This window comes from Glacieibacterium sp. (genome assembly GCF_965200405.1).
Taxonomy (GTDB): Bacteria; Pseudomonadota; Alphaproteobacteria; order Sphingomonadales; family Sphingomonadaceae; genus Glacieibacterium.
In genome coordinates this window covers 310,171-327,893 of the sequence record NZ_OZ241356.1, presented here as the reverse complement: position 1 = coordinate 327,893, position 17,723 = coordinate 310,171, and the positions used below count along the sequence as shown (strand labels likewise).

At 66.7% G+C, this 17,723-nt stretch carries 17 protein-coding genes; 5 read left to right on the top strand and 12 right to left on the bottom strand.

The features are described 5' to 3' along the window. Nucleotides 1-70: 70 nt before the first annotated feature. Nucleotides 71-1,072, top strand: a complete 1,002-nt coding sequence (locus tag ACOFKW_RS01500; RefSeq protein WP_419815584.1) for an SDR family oxidoreductase — start codon at nt 71-73, stop codon at nt 1,070-1,072. A gap of 8 nt (nt 1,073-1,080) precedes the next feature. On the opposite strand, the gene ACOFKW_RS01495 is transcribed toward ACOFKW_RS01500, so the two are convergent. Continuing rightward, entirely contained in the window at nt 1,081-1,254 is a 174-nt protein-coding gene (locus tag ACOFKW_RS01495; protein ID WP_419815583.1) for a hypothetical protein, read from the bottom strand. A gap of 85 nt (nt 1,255-1,339) precedes the next feature. After that, complete coding sequence (locus ACOFKW_RS01490; RefSeq protein WP_419815582.1) at nt 1,340-1,609, bottom strand: GlsB/YeaQ/YmgE family stress response membrane protein; 270 nt, start codon at nt 1,607-1,609, stop codon at nt 1,340-1,342. 184 nt (nt 1,610-1,793) lie between these two features. Here ACOFKW_RS01490 and ACOFKW_RS01485 point away from each other — a divergent pair, with 184 nt between their 5' ends. Next, nucleotides 1,794-2,534, top strand: a complete 741-nt coding sequence (locus ACOFKW_RS01485) for a Crp/Fnr family transcriptional regulator (RefSeq protein ID WP_419815581.1) — start codon at nt 1,794-1,796, stop codon at nt 2,532-2,534. Nucleotides 2,535-2,538: 4 nt separating this feature from the next. On the opposite strand, the gene eda is transcribed toward ACOFKW_RS01485, so the two are convergent. The 4 genes from eda to zwf all read right to left on the bottom strand — a co-directional run bounded on the left by eda (nt 2,539) and on the right by zwf (nt 7,281). Then, nucleotides 2,539-3,153 carry a bifunctional 4-hydroxy-2-oxoglutarate aldolase/2-dehydro-3-deoxy-phosphogluconate aldolase gene (gene eda / locus ACOFKW_RS01480; protein WP_419815580.1) on the bottom strand — a complete coding sequence of 205 codons (615 nt, stop codon included), beginning with the start codon at nt 3,151-3,153 and terminating at the stop codon, nt 2,539-2,541. Between the two features lie 13 nt (nt 3,154-3,166). Beyond that, the gene (edd, locus tag ACOFKW_RS01475) at nt 3,167-4,978 is read right to left on the bottom strand and encodes a phosphogluconate dehydratase (RefSeq protein WP_419815579.1); all 1,812 of its coding nucleotides are present in this window, start codon (nt 4,976-4,978) and stop codon (nt 3,167-3,169) included. Nucleotides 4,979-5,141: 163 nt separating this feature from the next. Next, nucleotides 5,142-5,840 (bottom strand): 6-phosphogluconolactonase, encoded by a 699-nt coding sequence (pgl, locus tag ACOFKW_RS01470; RefSeq protein WP_419815578.1) that lies wholly within the window; start codon nt 5,838-5,840, stop codon nt 5,142-5,144. Next, nucleotides 5,833-7,281, bottom strand: a complete 1,449-nt coding sequence (zwf, locus tag ACOFKW_RS01465) for a glucose-6-phosphate dehydrogenase (RefSeq protein ID WP_419815577.1) — start codon at nt 7,279-7,281, stop codon at nt 5,833-5,835. The genes pgl and zwf overlap by 8 nt, the downstream gene beginning before the upstream one ends. A gap of 308 nt (nt 7,282-7,589) precedes the next feature. On the opposite strand from zwf, the gene ACOFKW_RS01460 reads away from it, so the two are divergent. Further along, nucleotides 7,590-8,261: a PEPxxWA-CTERM sorting domain-containing protein gene (locus ACOFKW_RS01460; protein WP_419815576.1), complete on the top strand. Its 672-nt coding sequence runs from the start codon at nt 7,590-7,592 to the stop codon at nt 8,259-8,261. Nucleotides 8,262-8,395: 134 nt separating this feature from the next. Beyond that, entirely contained in the window at nt 8,396-9,406 is a 1,011-nt protein-coding gene (locus ACOFKW_RS01455) for an ATP-dependent DNA ligase (protein WP_419815575.1), read from the top strand. Here the strand turns inward: ACOFKW_RS01455 and ACOFKW_RS01450 are convergent. Then, entirely contained in the window at nt 9,403-10,398 is a 996-nt protein-coding gene (locus ACOFKW_RS01450; RefSeq protein WP_419815574.1) for an NADP-dependent oxidoreductase, read from the bottom strand. The genes ACOFKW_RS01455 and ACOFKW_RS01450 overlap by 4 nt on opposite strands. A 110-nt stretch (nt 10,399-10,508) precedes the next feature. Between ACOFKW_RS01450 and ACOFKW_RS01445 the strand changes: the two genes are divergently transcribed. After that, nucleotides 10,509-11,597: a catalase family protein gene (locus tag ACOFKW_RS01445; RefSeq protein ID WP_419815573.1), complete on the top strand. Its 1,089-nt coding sequence runs from the start codon at nt 10,509-10,511 to the stop codon at nt 11,595-11,597. A 77-nt stretch (nt 11,598-11,674) separates the two neighbouring features. On the opposite strand, the gene ACOFKW_RS01440 is transcribed toward ACOFKW_RS01445, so the two are convergent. The 5 genes from ACOFKW_RS01440 to ACOFKW_RS01420 form a co-directional block, all read right to left on the bottom strand. Continuing rightward, entirely contained in the window at nt 11,675-13,312 is a 1,638-nt protein-coding gene (locus ACOFKW_RS01440; RefSeq protein ID WP_419816997.1) for a Na+/H+ antiporter, read from the bottom strand. A gap of 84 nt (nt 13,313-13,396) precedes the next feature. Continuing rightward, complete coding sequence (locus ACOFKW_RS01435; RefSeq protein ID WP_419815572.1) at nt 13,397-14,116, bottom strand: peptidylprolyl isomerase; 720 nt, start codon at nt 14,114-14,116, stop codon at nt 13,397-13,399. A 112-nt stretch (nt 14,117-14,228) separates the two neighbouring features. Beyond that, nucleotides 14,229-15,329, bottom strand: a complete 1,101-nt coding sequence (locus tag ACOFKW_RS01430; protein WP_419815571.1) for an L-dopachrome tautomerase-related protein — start codon at nt 15,327-15,329, stop codon at nt 14,229-14,231. 72 nt (nt 15,330-15,401) lie between these two features. Beyond that, a complete protein-coding gene (locus ACOFKW_RS01425) occupies nt 15,402-15,788 on the bottom strand; it encodes a VanZ family protein (protein ID WP_419815570.1) in 387 nt (128 codons plus the stop codon). Between the two features lies 1 nt (nt 15,789). Further along, nucleotides 15,790-17,697: a M61 family metallopeptidase gene (locus tag ACOFKW_RS01420; RefSeq protein WP_419815569.1), complete on the bottom strand. Its 1,908-nt coding sequence runs from the start codon at nt 17,695-17,697 to the stop codon at nt 15,790-15,792. Nucleotides 17,698-17,723: the final 26 nt, after the last annotated feature.

The following is a 17,723-nucleotide window of genomic DNA, read 5'->3' as shown; positions in this document are numbered from 1 at the left end:
GCCCGTGCCGCTGCGTGAACTCTTGTCGCAACGGCCCGTTCATCGCCCGACCAAGAACGAAGGGCTGATCATGAAAGACGATAATAGCGATATCTCGCGCCGGCAGGTCGTCGGCGGTGCCGGGCTGGGGCTGGCGGCAGTCGCCAGCGTTTCGGCCAGCAGCCGCGGCGAAGCTGCGCCGGCGCCGATCGATGGTCTTGTCGATCCAGCGAGCAAATATCCGAAGCCGCCGTTTGCCAGCCAGTCGCAGCCTTGGCCCGGCCTCGCCGGCAAGATGGAGCCCAAGCCCGACCACGGCGAGACGAGCTATCGTGGGTCCGGGCGACTGGCCGGACGCAAGGCGCTGATCACCGGCGGGGACTCCGGCATGGGACGCGCTGCTGCAATCGCCTTCGCGCGCGAGGGTGCCGATGTGGCGATCAACTATCTTCCCGACGAGGAGCCAGATGCGCTCGAGGTGATTGCGCTGATCAAGGCCGCGGGACGCAAGGCCGTCGCCATTCCCGGCGACCTGCGCGACGAGGCGTTCTGCAAGCAGCTGGTCGAGACGGCGGTGCAGAAACTTGGCGGTCTGGACATTTTGGTGAGCAATGCGGCGCGCCAGCAGACCCATGCGTCGATTCTCGATATCTCCAGCGAGAATTTCGACTGGACGATGAAGACCAACATCTACGCGCCGTTCTGGATCATCAAGGCGGCGTTGCCCCACCTCAAGCCGGGTTCGAGCATCATCGGTACGACGTCGGAGCAGGCGACCGATCCGTCGGAGGACTTGTATGACTATGCGCAGACCAAGGCGGCGACGACCAACTACGTCCGCTCACTGGCCAAGCAGCTGGCGCCCAAGGGCATCCGCGTCAACGGCGTCGCGCCCGGACCGATCTGGACGCCATTGCAGGTAAGCGGTGGTGCGACGCAAGAAAAGCTGGTCAAATTCGGCGGGATGACGCCGCTCAAGCGTCCGGGCCAGCCGGTCGAACTGGCAGGTATTTACGTCCAACTGGCATCGAACCAAGGCAGCTATGCCACCGGCCAAGTCTATGGTGCAGCAGGCGGCGCTGGAATGCCGTAAGGCCGGCGCTAGCGCACGATTGGATCTTTGCGATGGGGGCGTGCCTGTCCATCCAGGCGAGTGGACATGACGGCGTTATGACGACGGCCAAAACCGACGATCACCGCCAAGATCACGATCAGCGTTCCGACCATCCCCACCGCAACGTCGTGAGCCGCCAGAAACTGCAGGATTTCTTCCATGGCCTACCTCGCACCAACGCAACTAACAGACGGTAAACGTAACAGCCGGCACGATCCCTTTTCGGGTCGTGCCGGCTGATAGGGTTTAGCGTACCGCGTTGCGGCGGAACAGGTTGACGATGGCGAGCAGGATGATCGCGCCGAGGAACGAGACCAGCAGCGAGCGGATATCCATCGCGCCGGTGGTGATCGAGGCGCCACCGATCAGCGGAGCTAGCAGGAAGCCGCCAAGCAGCGCGCCGACGATGCCGACGACGATGTTCAGGAAGATGCCTTGCTGTGCATCCGTGCGCATGACCATGCTGGCCAGCCAGCCGATGATCCCGCCGACGACGAGTACTACAATCAAGCCCATGTTTTATCTTCCTAATAGGGCGCGGCTCAGCTGCCGCGCCGATGGCACGTTCAAGCGCTCGTGGATGAGCGGTGTCGTAGATGAACGCCCGAGTTAATCTTATGTATCGGACCGTGCATAAACCGCCGATAGACAGGGGGGTTCCGTGTTCGGCACTTTTTTGCTGCCGGGGAGTAGGGCTTTGATGATCGACCAACCCGACTCGCCGTGGCCGAGCCGCAATCTCCTGCTCGCTCGCATTGCGCCTAAGGACCAGGCCGCACTCGGCAAACTGCTGACGCCGGTGACGCTGGAGATGGGGCAAGTCCTGTACGAACCCGGCCAGCCGCTGGAGCATGTCTATCTGCCGACCTCGGGGATGATCTCGCTCGTGGTGGTGATGAAGGACGGTCGCCGCGCTGAAACCGGCGCCATCGGGCGCGAGGGCGCGGCGGGCATGAGCGCCAGCGGCTATGTCGACGAGGCCTTCACTTGCTATGTCGTGCAGATCCCTGGCGCTGCCCAGCGGTGCACCGCCGCCGCGTTCGAGGACCTGGTCGACGGCAGCACGCGGTTCTGCAGCGCCGTGTCGCGCTACCGCGACGTGCTGACCCGGACGTCGCTACAGGCGGTGGCATGCAACGCCTTGCACGACACGATGCGCCGCTGCGCCCGTTGGATTCTGACCACCCACGACCGCACCGAGGGCGACAAGCTGCCGATTACTCAGGAGTTCCTGGCGGGGATGCTCGGCGTCAAGCGCAATGCAGTGTCGGTGGTGGCGCGCGAGCTACAGGCGCAAGGGCTGATCGAGTACAGCCGCGGCAAGATCAATGTCATCGATCGCCCCGGCCTGCTGAAGATCGCCTGCGACTGCTACCAGATCATCCACAACGAGGTCGACAAGCTGTCGAGCGAGCGACTGAGCAGCGAGTGCGACGACTGATCGGCTAGGACCGCCGGCCGCTTGCCGCCGATGCAGCCACCTGGATTGCCGCGGCGTCGACCGGACCGCCGGGGACCATCCAGCTGCCGCCGACACAGGCGACACCCGGAACTGCCAGCCACTCTGCCATGCTCGCCTGCGTAACGCCGCCCGTCGGGCAAAAGCGAACCTTGCCGAACGGTGCGACTAATGCCTTGAGGGCGGGGATGCCGCCCGATGCGACGGCGGGGAAGAATTTGAAATTGCTCAGCCCGGCATCGAGGCCGCGCATGATGTCGCCGGCGGTGGCGACGCCGGGCAGCAGCGGAATGTCGGCGGCAAGGGCGGCTTCGGCGACTGTCGATGTGAGGCCGGGACTGACGATGAAGCGCGCCCCCGCGGCCTGTGCAGCGTCGAGGTCGCGAGCGTTCAGCACGGTGCCGGCCCCGACCACCGCACCGGGGATCTCGCTCATCGCGCGGATCACGTCGAGCGCCGCGGGGGTCCGCAACGTCACCTCCAGCGCGAACAGCCCCCCGGCGACCAGCGCCTCGGCGATGGCGTGCGCATTCCCGACATCGTCGATGACGAGCACGGGAATGACCGGCGCAAGGGCCATGATGTCGGCGATGTTGTTCATCTGGATCTTCCCGTCATAAGCCAGCGGCAGCCAGCATAGCCGATGCGCCCGCTTCTGCATCGTCCGAGCCGTGGCGCATGAACGCGAACAGCTCACGGCCCGTCCCGATCGCGGCAGGCGGAGCCTCGGCCGGCATGCGCCCGCTCAGGTCTGCGGACGTGGTCAGCGCGCCCGTGACGGCGCAGACCCGAACGATATCGCCGTCGCGCAGCAAGCCCAGCGCACCGCCGCCCAGCGCCTCTGGGCAGACGTGGATCGCGGCGGGGACCTTGCCGCTGGCGCCCGACATCCGGCCGTCGGTGACCAGCGCGACGCGAAAGCCCTTGTCCTGCAACACGCCCAGCGCCGGCGTCAGCTTGTGCAATTCCGGCATGCCGTTGGCGCGGGGCCCCTGGAAGCGTACGACCACGACCACATCACGCTCCAGCTGCCCGGCCTTGAATGCCGTAAGCACCTGGTCCTGGTCGCTGAATACCGCAGCGGGAGCCTCGATCGTCCAGCGCGCCGGATCGACGGCGCTGGTCTTGATCACGGCGCGCCCGAGATTGCCCTGCAACAGCCGCATGCCGCCGTCAGGGGCGAACGCGTCGGCAACGGGGCGCAACATTCCAGCGTCGCGGGTATCCGTCGGCCCGTCGTTCCACACCAGCGTGTCACCCGCCATTGCCGGCTCGCGCGCATAGGCACCGAGATCGTCGCCCGCGACGGTCAAGATATCCGCGTGCAGCAACCCCGCGTCGAGCAGGGTGCGGATCGTGAAGCCCATGCCGCCGGCCGCCTGGAACGCGTTCACATCGCCCGAACCGTTCGGATAGACGCGCGCCACCAGCGGCACCGCCGCCGACAGTGCGTCGATATCGGCCCAGTCGATCTTGATGCCCGCCGCGCGCGCGATGGCAGGAATGTGGATGGCATGGTTGGTCGAGCCACCCGTCGCGAGCAGGCCGACCACCGCGTTGACGATCGCCTTCTCGTCGACGCAAGCCCCAAGCGGGCGATAGTCGGCGCCGTCCCAGCCGATAGCCGCCAGCCGGTGGACCGCGGCCCGGGTCAGTTCCTGCCGCAGCTTGGTGCCCGGGTTTACGAACGCCGCGCCGGGCATGTGGAGGCCCATGACCTCCATCATCATCTGGTTGGAGTTGGCGGTGCCGTAGAAGGTACAGGTGCCGGCACCGTGATAGCTCGCCGCCTCGGCCTCCAGCAGTTCCTCGCGGCCGACCTTGCCTTCCGCGTACAGCTGGCGGACGCGGACCTTCTCCTTGTTGGCAAGGCCCGACGGCATCGGTCCGGCGGGGATCAGGATGGCGGGCAGATGGCCGAAGCGCAGCGCGCCGATCAGCAGACCGGGCACGATCTTGTCGCAGATGCCGAGCAGGGCCGTGCCCTCGAACATGCCGTGGCTGAGCGCGACCGCGGTCGACATGGCAATGGTATCGCGGCTGAACAGCGACAGCTCCATGCCGCGCTGCCCTTGCGTGACGCCATCGCACATCGCGGGAACGCCGCCTGCGACCTGCGCCGTCGCGCCGATTTCGCGCGCCCACAGCTTCATCCGGTCGGGATAGCCGCCATACGGCTGATGCGCCGACAGCATGTCGTTATAGGCAGTGACGATGCCGATGTTCATCGCCTTGCCGCCACGGATCGCCGGCTTGTCGTCGCCGGCAGCTGCGAAGCCGTGGGCAAGGTTGCCGCACGACAGGTTCGGGCGGTCGACGCCGGTGTCGCGCTCGCGGGCGATCAGGTCCAGATAGGCGGCGCGGCCGGTGCGGCTCCGGGTGATGACGCGGTCGGTGACGGCGGCGATGCGGGGGTCGAGGGTCATTGTGCTCTCGCCCCCTCCACCACGCCGAAGTGGCGCGGTCCCCCTCCCCCTGAAGAGGGGGAGGATCTAGAGGCGCTGTAGCCGAGCGGGGGCCGGATCGCGAAGATCCTCACCCTCGTCAGGGGGAGGTGTCGCCGCAGGCGACGGAGGGGGTGCGGCAGGCTCAAACTGCGCTCCAGTGGATATCCACCGCCTGCTCCGCCTCGGCCAGCACCAGACCGATCGGCAGCTTCGACTTCGGCCCGTCCTCGATCGCCTTCTCCAGCATCTTGCGCTTCTCCGCGCCCGACAGGACGATGGTCAGCGTGCGCGCCGAGATGATCGCGTTGCGCGTCAGGGTCACCCGCTCGACCGGCCCCTTGGTCGGCATCGGATCCGGCCGCACGCCGATCGCACGTGCCGGAGCGGTCAGCGCGGCAGCCAGGTCGGGTCCGGCAAACATCGACGCGGTATGCCCGTCGTCGCCCATGCCGAGCCAGACCAGGTCCAGCGGCCACTTCATCGCGGTCAGGCGCTCGTCGGCATCGAGGCCGGCCTTGCGGTAGTCGCCCGCACCGGTCGCCAGCGGCACGACGCGCGCGCCCTTGGGCAGGAAGGTCTTGGCCAGCATCCCGGCGTTGCTCATCGGGTCGGTCATTGCCACCAGCCGCTCGTCGGTCGGCAGGATGGTGACGCGCTTCCAGTCGAGCTTGGCCTTGGACAACAGTGCATAGATCGGCACCGGGGTGGTGCCGCCGGGCAGGGCGATCAGCGCTGCGCCGCGGGCATCCAGCGCGCTCTCGATGATGAACTCGACATCGGAGGCGACGGCTGCGGCCAGTTCCTCCACGTCTTCATAGTCCCACCATTCCGCTTCAATCATGCCAGCTTACTCCATCACGTTCTGTCAGGGCGATTGCAGCGGACGGCCCCCAGCTGCCTGCACCATAGCGGCGCGGCGTCATGCCATTGGCGGTCCAGCCGTCGCGGATTGCGTCGATCCATTCCCATTGTGCCTCGACCTCGTCGCGGCGCACGAACAAGGTCGGGTCGCCAGCGAGTAAATCAAGCAGCAGCCGCTCATAGGCGATGCGGCGGCGGCCGTCCGCCAGCGCATTATGCCCCAGGTCGAGGGGCACCTCGCGCAGGCGGATGCCGTCGCGGTCGAGGCCGGGTTGCTTGGCCATCAGCAGCAGGCGGATATTCTCCTCGGGCTGCAGCCGGATGATCAGCGTGTTCGGCTGCAGGATCGCGCCGCGCTTTGCAAACATCGAATGCGGTACATCCTTGAACTGGATGGTGATTTCGGACTGGCGCGACGGCAGGCGCTTGCCGGTGCGGAGATAGAAGGGCACGCCCTTCCAGCGCCAATTGTCGATATGCGCCTTGATCGCCACGAAGGTCTCGGTCTCCGATGGCTTTTCCAGCTCGTCGACGTAGCCGGGAACGGCTTTGCCGCTGACTGCACCGGCGCCGTATTGGCCGATGACGGTGCAGGACGCGGCGGTCTCCCGATCGATCCGGCGCAGCGAACGCAGCACCTTGACCTTCTCGTCGCGGATCGCGGTGGCGGCGAACTCGGCCGGCGGCTCCATCGCGACCAGGGCCAGCAGCTGCAGCATGTGGTTCTGGACCATGTCGCGCAGCGCGCCGGTGCCTTCGTAAAAGCCGACGCGGCCTTCCAGCCCGACGGTTTCCGACACGGTGATCTGGACATGGTCGATGCCGGTGGAGTTCCACAGCGGCTCGAACAGCAGATTGCCGAACCGCAGCGCCAACAGGTTCTGCACCGTCTCCTTGCCGAGATAATGGTCGATCCGGAAGGTCCGGTCCTCGGGGAATACCGCGGCCACCGCATCGTTGATCTCGCGGCTGGAGGCGAGGTCGTGCCCGAGTGGTTTCTCCAGCGCCAGTCGCACGCCGTCCCCGGCGAGGCCGGTGGCGTCTAGCCCGGCAATCGTCGGTTCGAACAGCGACGGCGCGGTCGACAGGAAGATCGCCGACAGCCGGCCCAGCTCCCTGACCTTGTCGGCAAGCGCCGCAAAATCGCCCGGCCGGGTGGAGTCAACCGGGACATAATGGAGGCGCGCCAGGAAGCGCTCGACCAGCTCGGGCTTTAGCCGATCGGCATCGACATATTTGTTGAGCGCGGACTGCGCCTCGGCGCGAAACCCGGTGTCGTCGAGCGTGCTGCGTGCCGTTCCGAGGATCGTCAGTCCGTCGGGCAGCAGCCCATCACTGTCCAGCCCGAACAACGACGGCAGCAGCATTCGCTGAGCCAGGTCGCCCGTCGCACCGAACAGCAGCAGTATCTGGTGCGGCATTCAAGCTCCCGTTGCGTCCGGCCTGCCGGTGCAGGTGCGGGTCAGTTCCCAGCGTCAGTCGCAGCATCGGCCCGACGATGCCATATAATTTTGCTCCGGCACGCGTTGGACCGAGGCTTTTGTAAAGCCAGCCGACACCGCTCGCGAGTCGCATCTATACCGGTCGATATGAGTCTTTCGGGAAACATTTCGGAAGTGTTAAAATGACGGTTCCGGAACAGGATGTTAAGAATATCTTAATTGCCACTAACAAATGGCACATGCTTTGCTTCGTGGAAGGGTGCGGACAACCACAAAGGAGCTAGCGGATGAAGACGGCTTTGATAGCGACGCTCGTACTTTTAAGTTCGGCAGCGGCGGCTGGCGCAGCGACGTACACCTCGTCGCCCGGGGCACCGGATCCTGGCAAGACTTCGACCCAGACGATCGTCGACGACTTCTCCACGGGCATGACGGGTCCGACCGGGATCGTCTACAGCGGCAGCTACACTGTCGACGCGACGACGGTCAGTGGCGTTCGGGCACCGCCTGCCGGCAACACTTCCGCATATTTCGCGACGCCGGCCAGCGGCAGCGCGTCATCGACCGGTACGGCGACGATCGACTTCACCAACTACATCGCTGCCAACCGCGACTTCCGCTCGCTCAGCTTCTACTGGGGCTCGGTCGACAATTATAACACGCTGGAAGTGCTCGGGGCCGGCGGCGTCGTCTTGAAGACGATCAGCGGTGGCATGCTCGGCATCGCCAACGGCGACCAGACCCTGCCGGCGACCAACCGCCGGCTGTTCCTGACCTTCGCACCGGGCGATGATTTCCGCGGCCTCCGGCTGACCTCGACCGGCCGGGCCTTCGAGATCGACGATATTGCAGCCGCAGCGGTGCCGGAGCCTGCAACCTGGACCATGCTGCTCAGCGGCATGGGTCTTGTCGGCTTCGCCCTGCGCCGGCGTCGTAACGAGGTTCGCGTCCTCTCATAGGCGTGAATACCCGTCGCGACTCCTCCCCCGGCGCCGCGACGGGTTCTCGTCTGCTCAACGATCTCGCAATTATCCTTACTGATGTCGTAACGACGGATCGTGCAGCGTTGCCTTGTTAGCCGCGTTGTTTCACGATGAGTTTCCCTTCCCATGACCTGTCGCCGATGGAGGCGAAGCTAGTCGACGCGCTGCCCGAGGGCAGTCCGTGGCGCTACGAGCCCAAGTGGGACGGCTTCCGCTGCCTGGCATTTCGAGACGGCAAAGACATCGAGATCATGTCGAAGTCGGGCAAATCCCTGTCGCGCTATTTCCCTGAAATCACCGCGATGCTGGCGCGACTGCCCTCGCAACGCTTTGTCCTCGATGGCGAATTGCTGATCGACACCGATGGCGCGCTGTCTTTCGAGGCGCTGCAGGCCCGGCTCCATCCAGCCGCCAGCCGTATCGCCAAGCTGTCGACCGCCACCCCGGCTCGCTTGATGCTGTTCGACTGCCTGTGGGAGGCGGGGCCACTCGGCGCAAAGCCGCTCGACGAGCGCCGGGCGGCGCTGGAGCGTTGGGCGGCGGCGAACTCCGACCCGGCGCTATCGCTGTCGCCGGTTACCGACCGGCTGGCACAGGCACAGGCGTGGCTCGATCACAGCGGCGGTGCGCTCGACGGTGTCGTCGCCAAGCGCGGTGACGAGCCTTACCAGCCAGGTGAGCGCGCCATGCTCAAGATCAAGGTGCGGCATACCGCAGACTGTGTCGTCGGCGGTTTCCGCTATGCCTCGAACAGCCACGAGATCGGCTCGCTGCTGCTTGGCCTGTACGACGAGGCAGGGCTGCTCAACCATATCGGCTTCGTCAGCGGCCTGCCGCCGGAAGTTCGCGCCGGTCTCAAGGAGCGGTTCGAAGCGATGGTCGAGCCACCCGGCTTCACTGGCAAGGCGCCGGGCGGGCCGAGCCGCTGGAGCACCGAACGCTCGACCGAGTGGCAGCCGCTGCGAACCGAACTGGTCGTGGAGGTCGGCTACGATCAGGTCACCGGCCACCGCCTTCGTCACGCTGCGGGGTTTATCCGCTGGCGGCCGGACAAGGCGCCGCGCCAGTGCGAGATGACGCAACTGGCCCGGCCCCTGGCGGTCGCCACGCTCGGGCTTTAGAGCTTGACCAGCATCTTGCCGGTGTTGCCGCCGGTGAACAGGTTGAGGAAGGCGTCGGGCGCGGCTTCAATCCCGTCCAGCACGGTTTCTTCCCACTTCACTTGTCCCTGCGCGATCCAGCCGCTCATGTCGGTGATGAACTGCGGGCGCAGGTGGCCATAGTTGCTGACGATGAAGCCCTGGATCTTCAGGCTCTTGCCGACCACCATCATGATGTTGCGCGGGCCGGGCGTCGGCTCGGTGGCGTTGTAGCCCGAGATCATGCCGCATTCGGCGAAGCGGGCACCGCCGCGCGCCACCTCGATCGCCACCTCCAGATGCTCGCCGCCGACATTGTCGAAATAGACGTCGATGCCTTGCGGTGCCGCGGCCCGGACGGCGCCGAGCAGGTCGCCGCTCTTGTAATTGATTGCGTGATCGACGCCGACCGAGCGCAGCCAGTCGCACTTCGCGTCGCTGCCAGCGGTCGCGACGACGGTGCAGCCCTTGATCTTGGCGATCTGCGCGACGACGGAGCCGACCGCTCCAGCGCCGCCGCTGACGAACACCGTTTCACCGGCCTTGGGCTGGCCGATCTCGAGCAGGCCGGTGTAGGCGGTCAGGCCGGGCATGCCGAGGACGCCGAGGAATGCCTGCACCGGTACGCCCTCCAGCCGCGGCAGCTTTTCCAGCGTCTTGGCCGGCGCGGTAAAGCCGTCGCGCCAGCCCCACATCGAACTGACCAGGTCGCCAGCCGCGAAACCGTCGTCGGCGGAGGCGATGACCTCGCCGATCGCATGGCCCTGCAGCGCCTCGCCGAGCTGGAACGGCGGCACATAGGATGGCCGGTCGTACATCCGCCCGCGCATGTACGGGTCTACCGACATCCACAGGTTGCGGACCTGGACCTCGCCGGGCTGCGGTGCGCGCGCATCGACCTCGACCAAGGTGAAGTTTTCGGCGGCGGGCAGACCGACCGGGCGGCTCTGCAGATGGATTTCGCGCGCTTTCATGTCGGTTCCTGTCCCAAGGTTTGCACCCCTTTTGGCAGGAGCGACGTAACAACAACAGCCCGGAACGCTCGCGATCCCGACATGTTCAGGCAAGCCAGAGGAGACCGACGATGACCCAGGTGCAGACTGCCGAACCGATCCGCTACTCGCCCGCGCTGGAGCATCCGGAAGCAGAAGAGGCCAAGTCCGCCGCTACGCTGCGCGACACGCTGCACTCGATCATGGAGACCACGTCGAAGGACTACGCGCATGCAGTGCGCGCCGTCCACGCCAAGTCGCACGGACTGGTGCACGGTACCCTCGACATTCCGGCCGACCTGCCGCCGTTACTGGCTCAGGGCCTGTTCGCGGTCCCCGGGCAGTACAAGGCGACCCTGCGCTTCTCGACCTCGCCGGGCGACATACTGGAGGATGGCGTCTCCTCGCCGCGCGGTGTCGGGATCAAGATCGTCGGCGTCCAGGGCGACCGGCTGGCCGGCAGCGAAGGCGACGCGACACAGGATTTCATCATGGTCAACGGCCCGACCTTCAACGCCCCGAGTGTGAAGAAATTCGCCGGCAGCCTGAAGCTGCTCGCGTCGACGACGGACAAGGCGGAGGGCCTGAAGCAAGTCCTGTCCACGGTCCTGCAAGCTGCCGAAGGCGCGCTGGAAGCCGTCGGCGGCAAGAGCGGCTTGCTGACCGCGCTCGGGGGCGCCCCGAACACACATCCGCTCGGCGACACTTATTTCAGCCAGACGCCGTTTCGCTATGGCGACAACATCGCCAAATTCTCGCTGCTGCCGCTGACCACCAACCTGACCGAGGTAAAGGACGCCAAGATCGTAACCATCGACCGTCCCGACGCATTGCGCGAGAACATTGGCGAGGTGTTTATCGAGGGCGATAGCCAGTGGGCGTTGCGCGTCCAGTTCTGCACCGACGCCGACAAGATGCCGATCGAGGATTCCACCGTAGAATGGTCGGAAAAGGACAGCCCTTGGCACACCGTCGCGACGCTGACCGTGCCGCGCCAGGCAAGCTGGTCGGGCGCCGACACGATCGCCGAGGAGGACCGGCTGGCATTCAGCGTCTGGCACGGCCTCGAAGCGCATCGCCCGCTCGGCTCGATCAATCGCGCCCGCCAGGCCGCCTATGACATGTCGGCCGAGTTCCGCGGCAAGTTCAACGGCTGCCCGATCACCGAACCGACGGACTGACCGACACCGCGGACGGGTAGTATGAAAATCGCGGGCCGTCCGCGGCTGCTCGCTCCGGCTGATCGCCGACCGCTTGCTTATTGCTTGTAGCGAACCTCGAGCAGGTCGAGTTCGCGAACCAGCTTGTTGGCGGTCTCGCTGCCGATCTGGCGTTCCTTGGCGATGCGGAAGATCTCGTCGCGCTCGGCACCGATGGCTGCGAGCCGCAGGTCGCGCTCGATCCGGTCCGTCCGGCGATTGGCTTGCGCTGCCTGTCCGTCGAGCCCGCGGCTTTCGATACGCTCGCGGTAGACCTCCATGATCCGCGCGCCTGCCGCGGCATAGACATCGGCATCGCTGCGGCCTTCTCCCAGGCCGTGCTGTACCCGCTCGATGACCTGGATCGCGGCCTCGGCGGCGGCAACCCTGGCGCGGTCCTCCTCCGCCTGGTGCGACGCCTCCGCCGGCATGGTCAGGCCGCGCAGCAGCAGCGGCAGCGCCAGGCTGGCCATCACCAGCGACAGCAGGATGACCGCCGTGGCGAGGAAGATCGCCAGTTCGCGACCCGGGAACGGTGTGCCGTCGATCATCACCAGCGGCAGCGTCAGCACGCCGGCGAGCGTCACCGCACCGCGAACCCCGGCGAACGACATTGCCGCGACCAGCCGCCACGCCGGCTGGAACGGCGTACTCGCGGTGCGCGGCCGGCGCAGCAGGGTGATCCGCAGGGATACCCAGACCCAGCTGAAGCGCAGGACCGCCAGCGCCGACATGATCGCCGCCACGTACAGCGCCAGCCACCAGGGATTGGTGTGACCGGTCAGCTGCACGGTCTTGTCGAGGCCAGACAGAATCTCGGGCAGCTGCTCCCCGAGGATGACGAAGATGATGCCGTTCGCGGCGAACTGGATGGTGTCCCAGACCGAATTACGCCGCATCCGCGTTACCGGCAGTGCCTGGCGCGAGATTTCGGCAAAGCTCATCGTCACGCCGGCGGCGACTGCGGCCAGGATGCCCGAAGAATGAATATGCTCGGCCATCAGGTAGGAGCCGAACGGGATCAACAGGCTGATCAATATCTGCGAGCCGGTTTCCTCGCCGAAGCGCTTCGACACCCAGGCCTTGGCGCGAGTCACCACCAGCGTCACGACGACCCCGACGCCGATCCCCGCGCCGGCCATCCAGAGGAAGCTTGCCGCTGCGCCCGATACGGAGAAGCTGCCGGTCAGTGCCGCGGCGATAGCGAAGCGCAGGCAGACCAGGCCCGAGGCGTCGTTGAGCAGCGATTCGCCTTCGAGGATGTGCATCATCCGCCGCGGGATCGGGACGCGTGCCGCGATCGCCGACACCGCGATTGGGTCGGTCGGCGAGATCACCGCGGCCAGCGCGAAGGCGACGGCCATCGGCATCGCCGGGATCATCCAGTGGATCAGGAAGCCCATGCCGATGACGGTCAGCAGCACCAGCCCGAGCGCCAGCTCGACGACCGTCGACAGGTCCTTGAACAGTTCGTCCTTGGGAATGCGCCAGCCGTCGAGGAACAGCAGCGGCGGCAGGAACAGCAGCAGGAACAGTTCAGGATCGAACTCGACCCGCAGATGCGCGACCAGCCCGATCAGCGCGCCGAGCGCGATCTGGACCAGCGGCGTCGGGATCGCCACCGGTAACATGCGGGAGACTGCGCTGCTGACGACGACCGCCAGCAACAGGATCAGCACGATCGAAACGATTTCCAGGACCAAACTCCAGACAGTGTCGCTCGGGAAGGGTTGACCCGACTAGGTCGTAAAAGTCGAGGCTGGATGGGACCGGCGGCCCGTCTAGCCGCGCCGCGCGGTGACGATCTTGACGGGATCGGCGAGCATCTGGCCCTTCAAGGCGCCGGTGCCCTTGGTCGTCGAGATCGGTGCCTCCAGGATGCGGCGGACGACGTCCATACCCTCGACGACGTGCCCGAAGGCGGCGAAGCCGAGATTGTCGCCGGGCTTGGCCGGATCGGCGTCGAGCGAGGTCAGCGCACCGATGGTGATGAAGAAGTCGCCCGTCGCCGTGCCGGGCTTGGTACGGGCCATCGAGATCGTGCCGTCGGCATGGGTCAGGCCGGTCTTGCTGGTCGGCTCGTGCGCGATGCCGGGCAGGGCACGCTTGGGGAAATTGGCGGTGCCGCCCTGGATCAGGCCATAGCCCGGCTGGATCTTGGTGGCGCGGTAGAAGTCGGTGCCGTCGTAGCGCTTCTCGGCGATGTAGCGCAGGAAATTGGCGGTGGTGATCGGGGCGCGCTGCTTCTCCAGCTCGAGCACGATCGGGCCGAGCGTGGTGGTCAGGGTGACGCGCACGGTGGCAAACTTCGGCGCCGGCGCTGCGACCGGGGCTGGCGGTGCGACGACCGCCGGCGGTGCGACTTCGGCTGGTGGCGTCACTGCGGCTGGCGGCGCGACCTCGGCAGGCGGCGTCGCCGATGCCGGCGGGGCAATCTGCGTCTCCTGCGCACCGGCGGGAGCGGCGATCAGCAGGACCAGCGGCGCGAGATATCGAAGCATGGACTATCCTGTCGGGAGTGGAGGCTCAATCTAGCACTCCCCTCTCCCTGGTTGCCAAGGGGCAACCGGTCCCTCCCCCCGCCGGGGGGAGGGTAGCTCGGAGCGGAGACTGCTAGACTGTGACCCCGGGAAACGAGAACAGCGCCGTCTTGATCGACGCCGGTGCACCCGGCTTGAACCACATCGTGTCCTGGATGTGCGAGGCGGTGACGTAGATCGTGCCGTCGGGACCTTCCGACAGCGTGTCGGGCCAGCGCAGGCGCTTGTCGCGAACGACGGTCCGGAGCCGCTTGCCGTCCCAGTATTTCACGGAATTGTCGGTCGGCGACGTGACGTACAGCGTGCCGGCGCGGCTGATCCACAGGCCATCGGCGACCGCGGTGGTGCCGACGATGGTGACCGCGGCCTCGACCGAGGCGGCCGGCGTCGCGCGCGTCAGCTTGGCGGTATCGATCGAGTACAGCGTCTTGCCGGTCAGCGCCTGCCAGTACAGCGTCGCGCCGTCATTCGACAGGGCGATGCCGTCCGCCGAGAACGCCGGCTGGCGGCCGTCGGGGCGGCGCAGCGGATGACCGTCGACCTTGACCACTACATCCGCCTCGACCTGCGTCGAGCTATGGCCGTCGAGCGCGCGAAAGGCGTTGCCGGTGATCAGGTCTACGATGATCAGCGCGCCGCGCGTACCGGAATCGGTGATGTAGCCGGTCTTGCCGTCGGGGCTGAAGCGGATGTCGTTGAGGTAGCTGCCCTGCAGCACCACGGTCTCGGGGAATTTGATGACCTTGGTGACCTTGTCGGTCGACAGGTCGATGCGCACCAGCTTGGGACCGCCGGGCAGGATCTTCTCGTTGCCGGGCGCGGCGGGATCGAGCACCCACAGTGCGCCGCGACGGTCGGCGACGATCGACTGGACGCAGACGAAATGCTCGGCCACCGGCAGCTTGCCCTGCTTGCTGTTGCGCCAGGCATTCCAGTGCTTGTCGGGGTAGGGGCGCAGCTTGCCGCGGGGCAGCACCTCGGCCACCGAGATCGGCGCGTCGTCGGTCCAGCGCGGGAAGTTGACGAAGGTCCGGCCGTCCGGCGCGACGCTGACGCCGGTAACCTGGTGGTCGAAAGACGCGACGCGGGTCAGCTTACCGCGCGCCCGCTTGCCGCCCGCCGACAGGCCGAGGGCGACGCCGCCGAGGACTGCGACCGCAGCCGCGCCGGGCATGAGAGGAGAGCTATCGTTATCGGGCATTCGCAGCATCCTGATGTTCGTGGGATGCGCGTCAACGAGACGGCGTTACGACTGTTCCTGCAGATCGACCCGCCGCTTGCCACGGGTCAGCCGGTGGATCACCAGCACCGTCAGCGCGCCCGACAGATCGGCGACGACATCGCCGATCTCCGCGTCGCGACCGATCACCGGCAGCGCCTGCAATAGCTCGATCCCGACGCCGACGCCCAGCATCGCCGCCAGGATCGTCCAGCCGCGCCGACCCGGATAGGCGAAGCGTGCCAAGGCAGTCAGCACGGCGAAGGCGCTAAAGTGGTTGACCTTGTCCGACCAGGGAAAGCTCGGCGAGTCGTTGCCGGGCAGCAGCGCCATCGTCACGACCACGGCCAGCGTCGCCCAGAAGGCCACCCGCCCCAGCCGTCGCCACGGCGAATCCAGCGGCAGGCGAAACACGCTAGTTGCGCGCGGTCAGGATGGTGTCGAGCGCCGCACTGCCACCGCCGGCGCGCTCGAGGTGCGGGTAGCGCAGGCCGCCGCGGTAATCGAGCTTGATCGTCCGGAAGCGGTCGGCGGTCTTGACCAGCAGTTCGATCGGCTTGCCGTCGCGCTTGGCGCCGGTGATCGCGTACTTCAGCTCGTCGGCGTCATAAGCCTCGCCGGCGACCGCGACGACCGTGGTGCCGACGGTCAGCCCCGCCTTGAATGCCGGACCCTCCCACTGCACCGCGGTCAGGATGCCGTCCTTGTCGAGCGTCGCACCGATGGAATAGCTCAGGTCGGTGCGCTTGCCCTGGGTGTCGGCGGACTTCGACCAAGCGCTCTGCTTGTCGTCATAGACCAGTCGGTAGCCGCCGCGCTTGAACCCATCGAGCGGCGCGCCCGGGCCGTGGCCGTCGAGGCGGCTGCGCAGGAATGTTGCCCAGTCATAGGGCTGGACCGCATTCAGCGCCGCGACGACGCCGGCGAAGTCGTAGGTCGCCTCGGTGAAGCTGCCGTTGTCGATGCCGAAGAAGCCACGCGCAAAGTCGTCGAGCGAGCGCTTGCCGCCCGACTTCTCGCGGATCAGCGTGTCGGCATCGAGCCAGATCAGCAGGCCCTCGCTGTAATAATCCTCGCTGCGCTGCCAGCTGATCCACGGCTGCGGACGGCGGGCGGTGGTGATCGGGTCGTTGACCGTGTCCTGCACCGGCTTCCATTCGCGCCCGACGCGGTTGTCGTACAGCGCCGCGGTCTCGGCCAGCGACTGCATGACCTGCTCGCGCGTCTGCATGCCGGAGCGCGCCGCCAGCACGGTGCCCCAATATTGCGTCTGGCCCTCATAGACCCACAGCATCGAGTTGCGCATCGGCTCCGCAAAGTCGGGGATCCAGGCATCGGCGCCGCGCCGGAACTTGCCGTTCCAGCTGTGCGTGTACTCGTGCGGCAGCAGTTGCCGGGTCGCGACGTTCTTGTCCCACTCGGTGAAATAATCCGGGCGCGAGCCGTTCTCGCTGGAGCGGTGATGCTCCAGCCCGATACCGCCCAGCTTGTCGCTCAGCGACAGCAGGAAATCGTAGTGATCGTAATGGCGCGAGCCGAACAGCCGGTCGGCCTGCACGACCAGCGAGCGGTGCGCGGCGATCTGCGGCTCGGTCGCCTCCAGTTGCTCCGGCCGGTCGGCGACGATGTCGAGGCGTACCGGCGAGGGGCTGTCCGACAGGGGGATGCTGCGGAACCAGCGCCCGGCGATCATCGGCGCATCCGCGAGCACGTCGAACGGCACCGACTTGAAGCGCGTCGTCGTGCCGCTGGTCCGCGCCGTCTCCAGCGCCGTCCCGAACTTCCAGCCGGTCGGCAGGGTGACGCTGGCATCGACCTGGATCTGGCGGGTGAAATAGCCCGCCGGGTACAGCGCCAGCGACACCCATTGCAGGCTGAGCATGTCGTCGGTGATCTCGATCCGGCCCTGGTTGCCGGTCGTCGGTGTCAGATACTGGAAGCTGACATCGAGCGCCTTGGCACCGGCTGGGACATCGACGTGGAAGGCGTTGACGTCGACCGGATCGCGGACCCATTCGACGCGCTTGCCGCCGGCGGTGAAGATCAGCCCGGCCAGCTTGTCGATCGGGCCGCGCGGGCCGTGCTTGCCGGGGATCCATTCCGGATACCGCAGCACCATTGGGCCGGGTCCGGTGACCGGGATCGTCTCGCGGACGCGGAAGATGCGGCGGTCGATGTCGGTGGCGTCGACTGCCAGCGTGATCGTGCCGGGAAAAACAACGTCCTGCGGCGCCGGGATGGCCGGCGGCAGCGGCACGGGCTGGGGCATCGGCGCGGCGGCGAGCAGGACGACAGGCAGCAGCAAGCGGAGCGAGGTCTTCATTCGTGGCGTTTCGCCGTTTTTCAAGC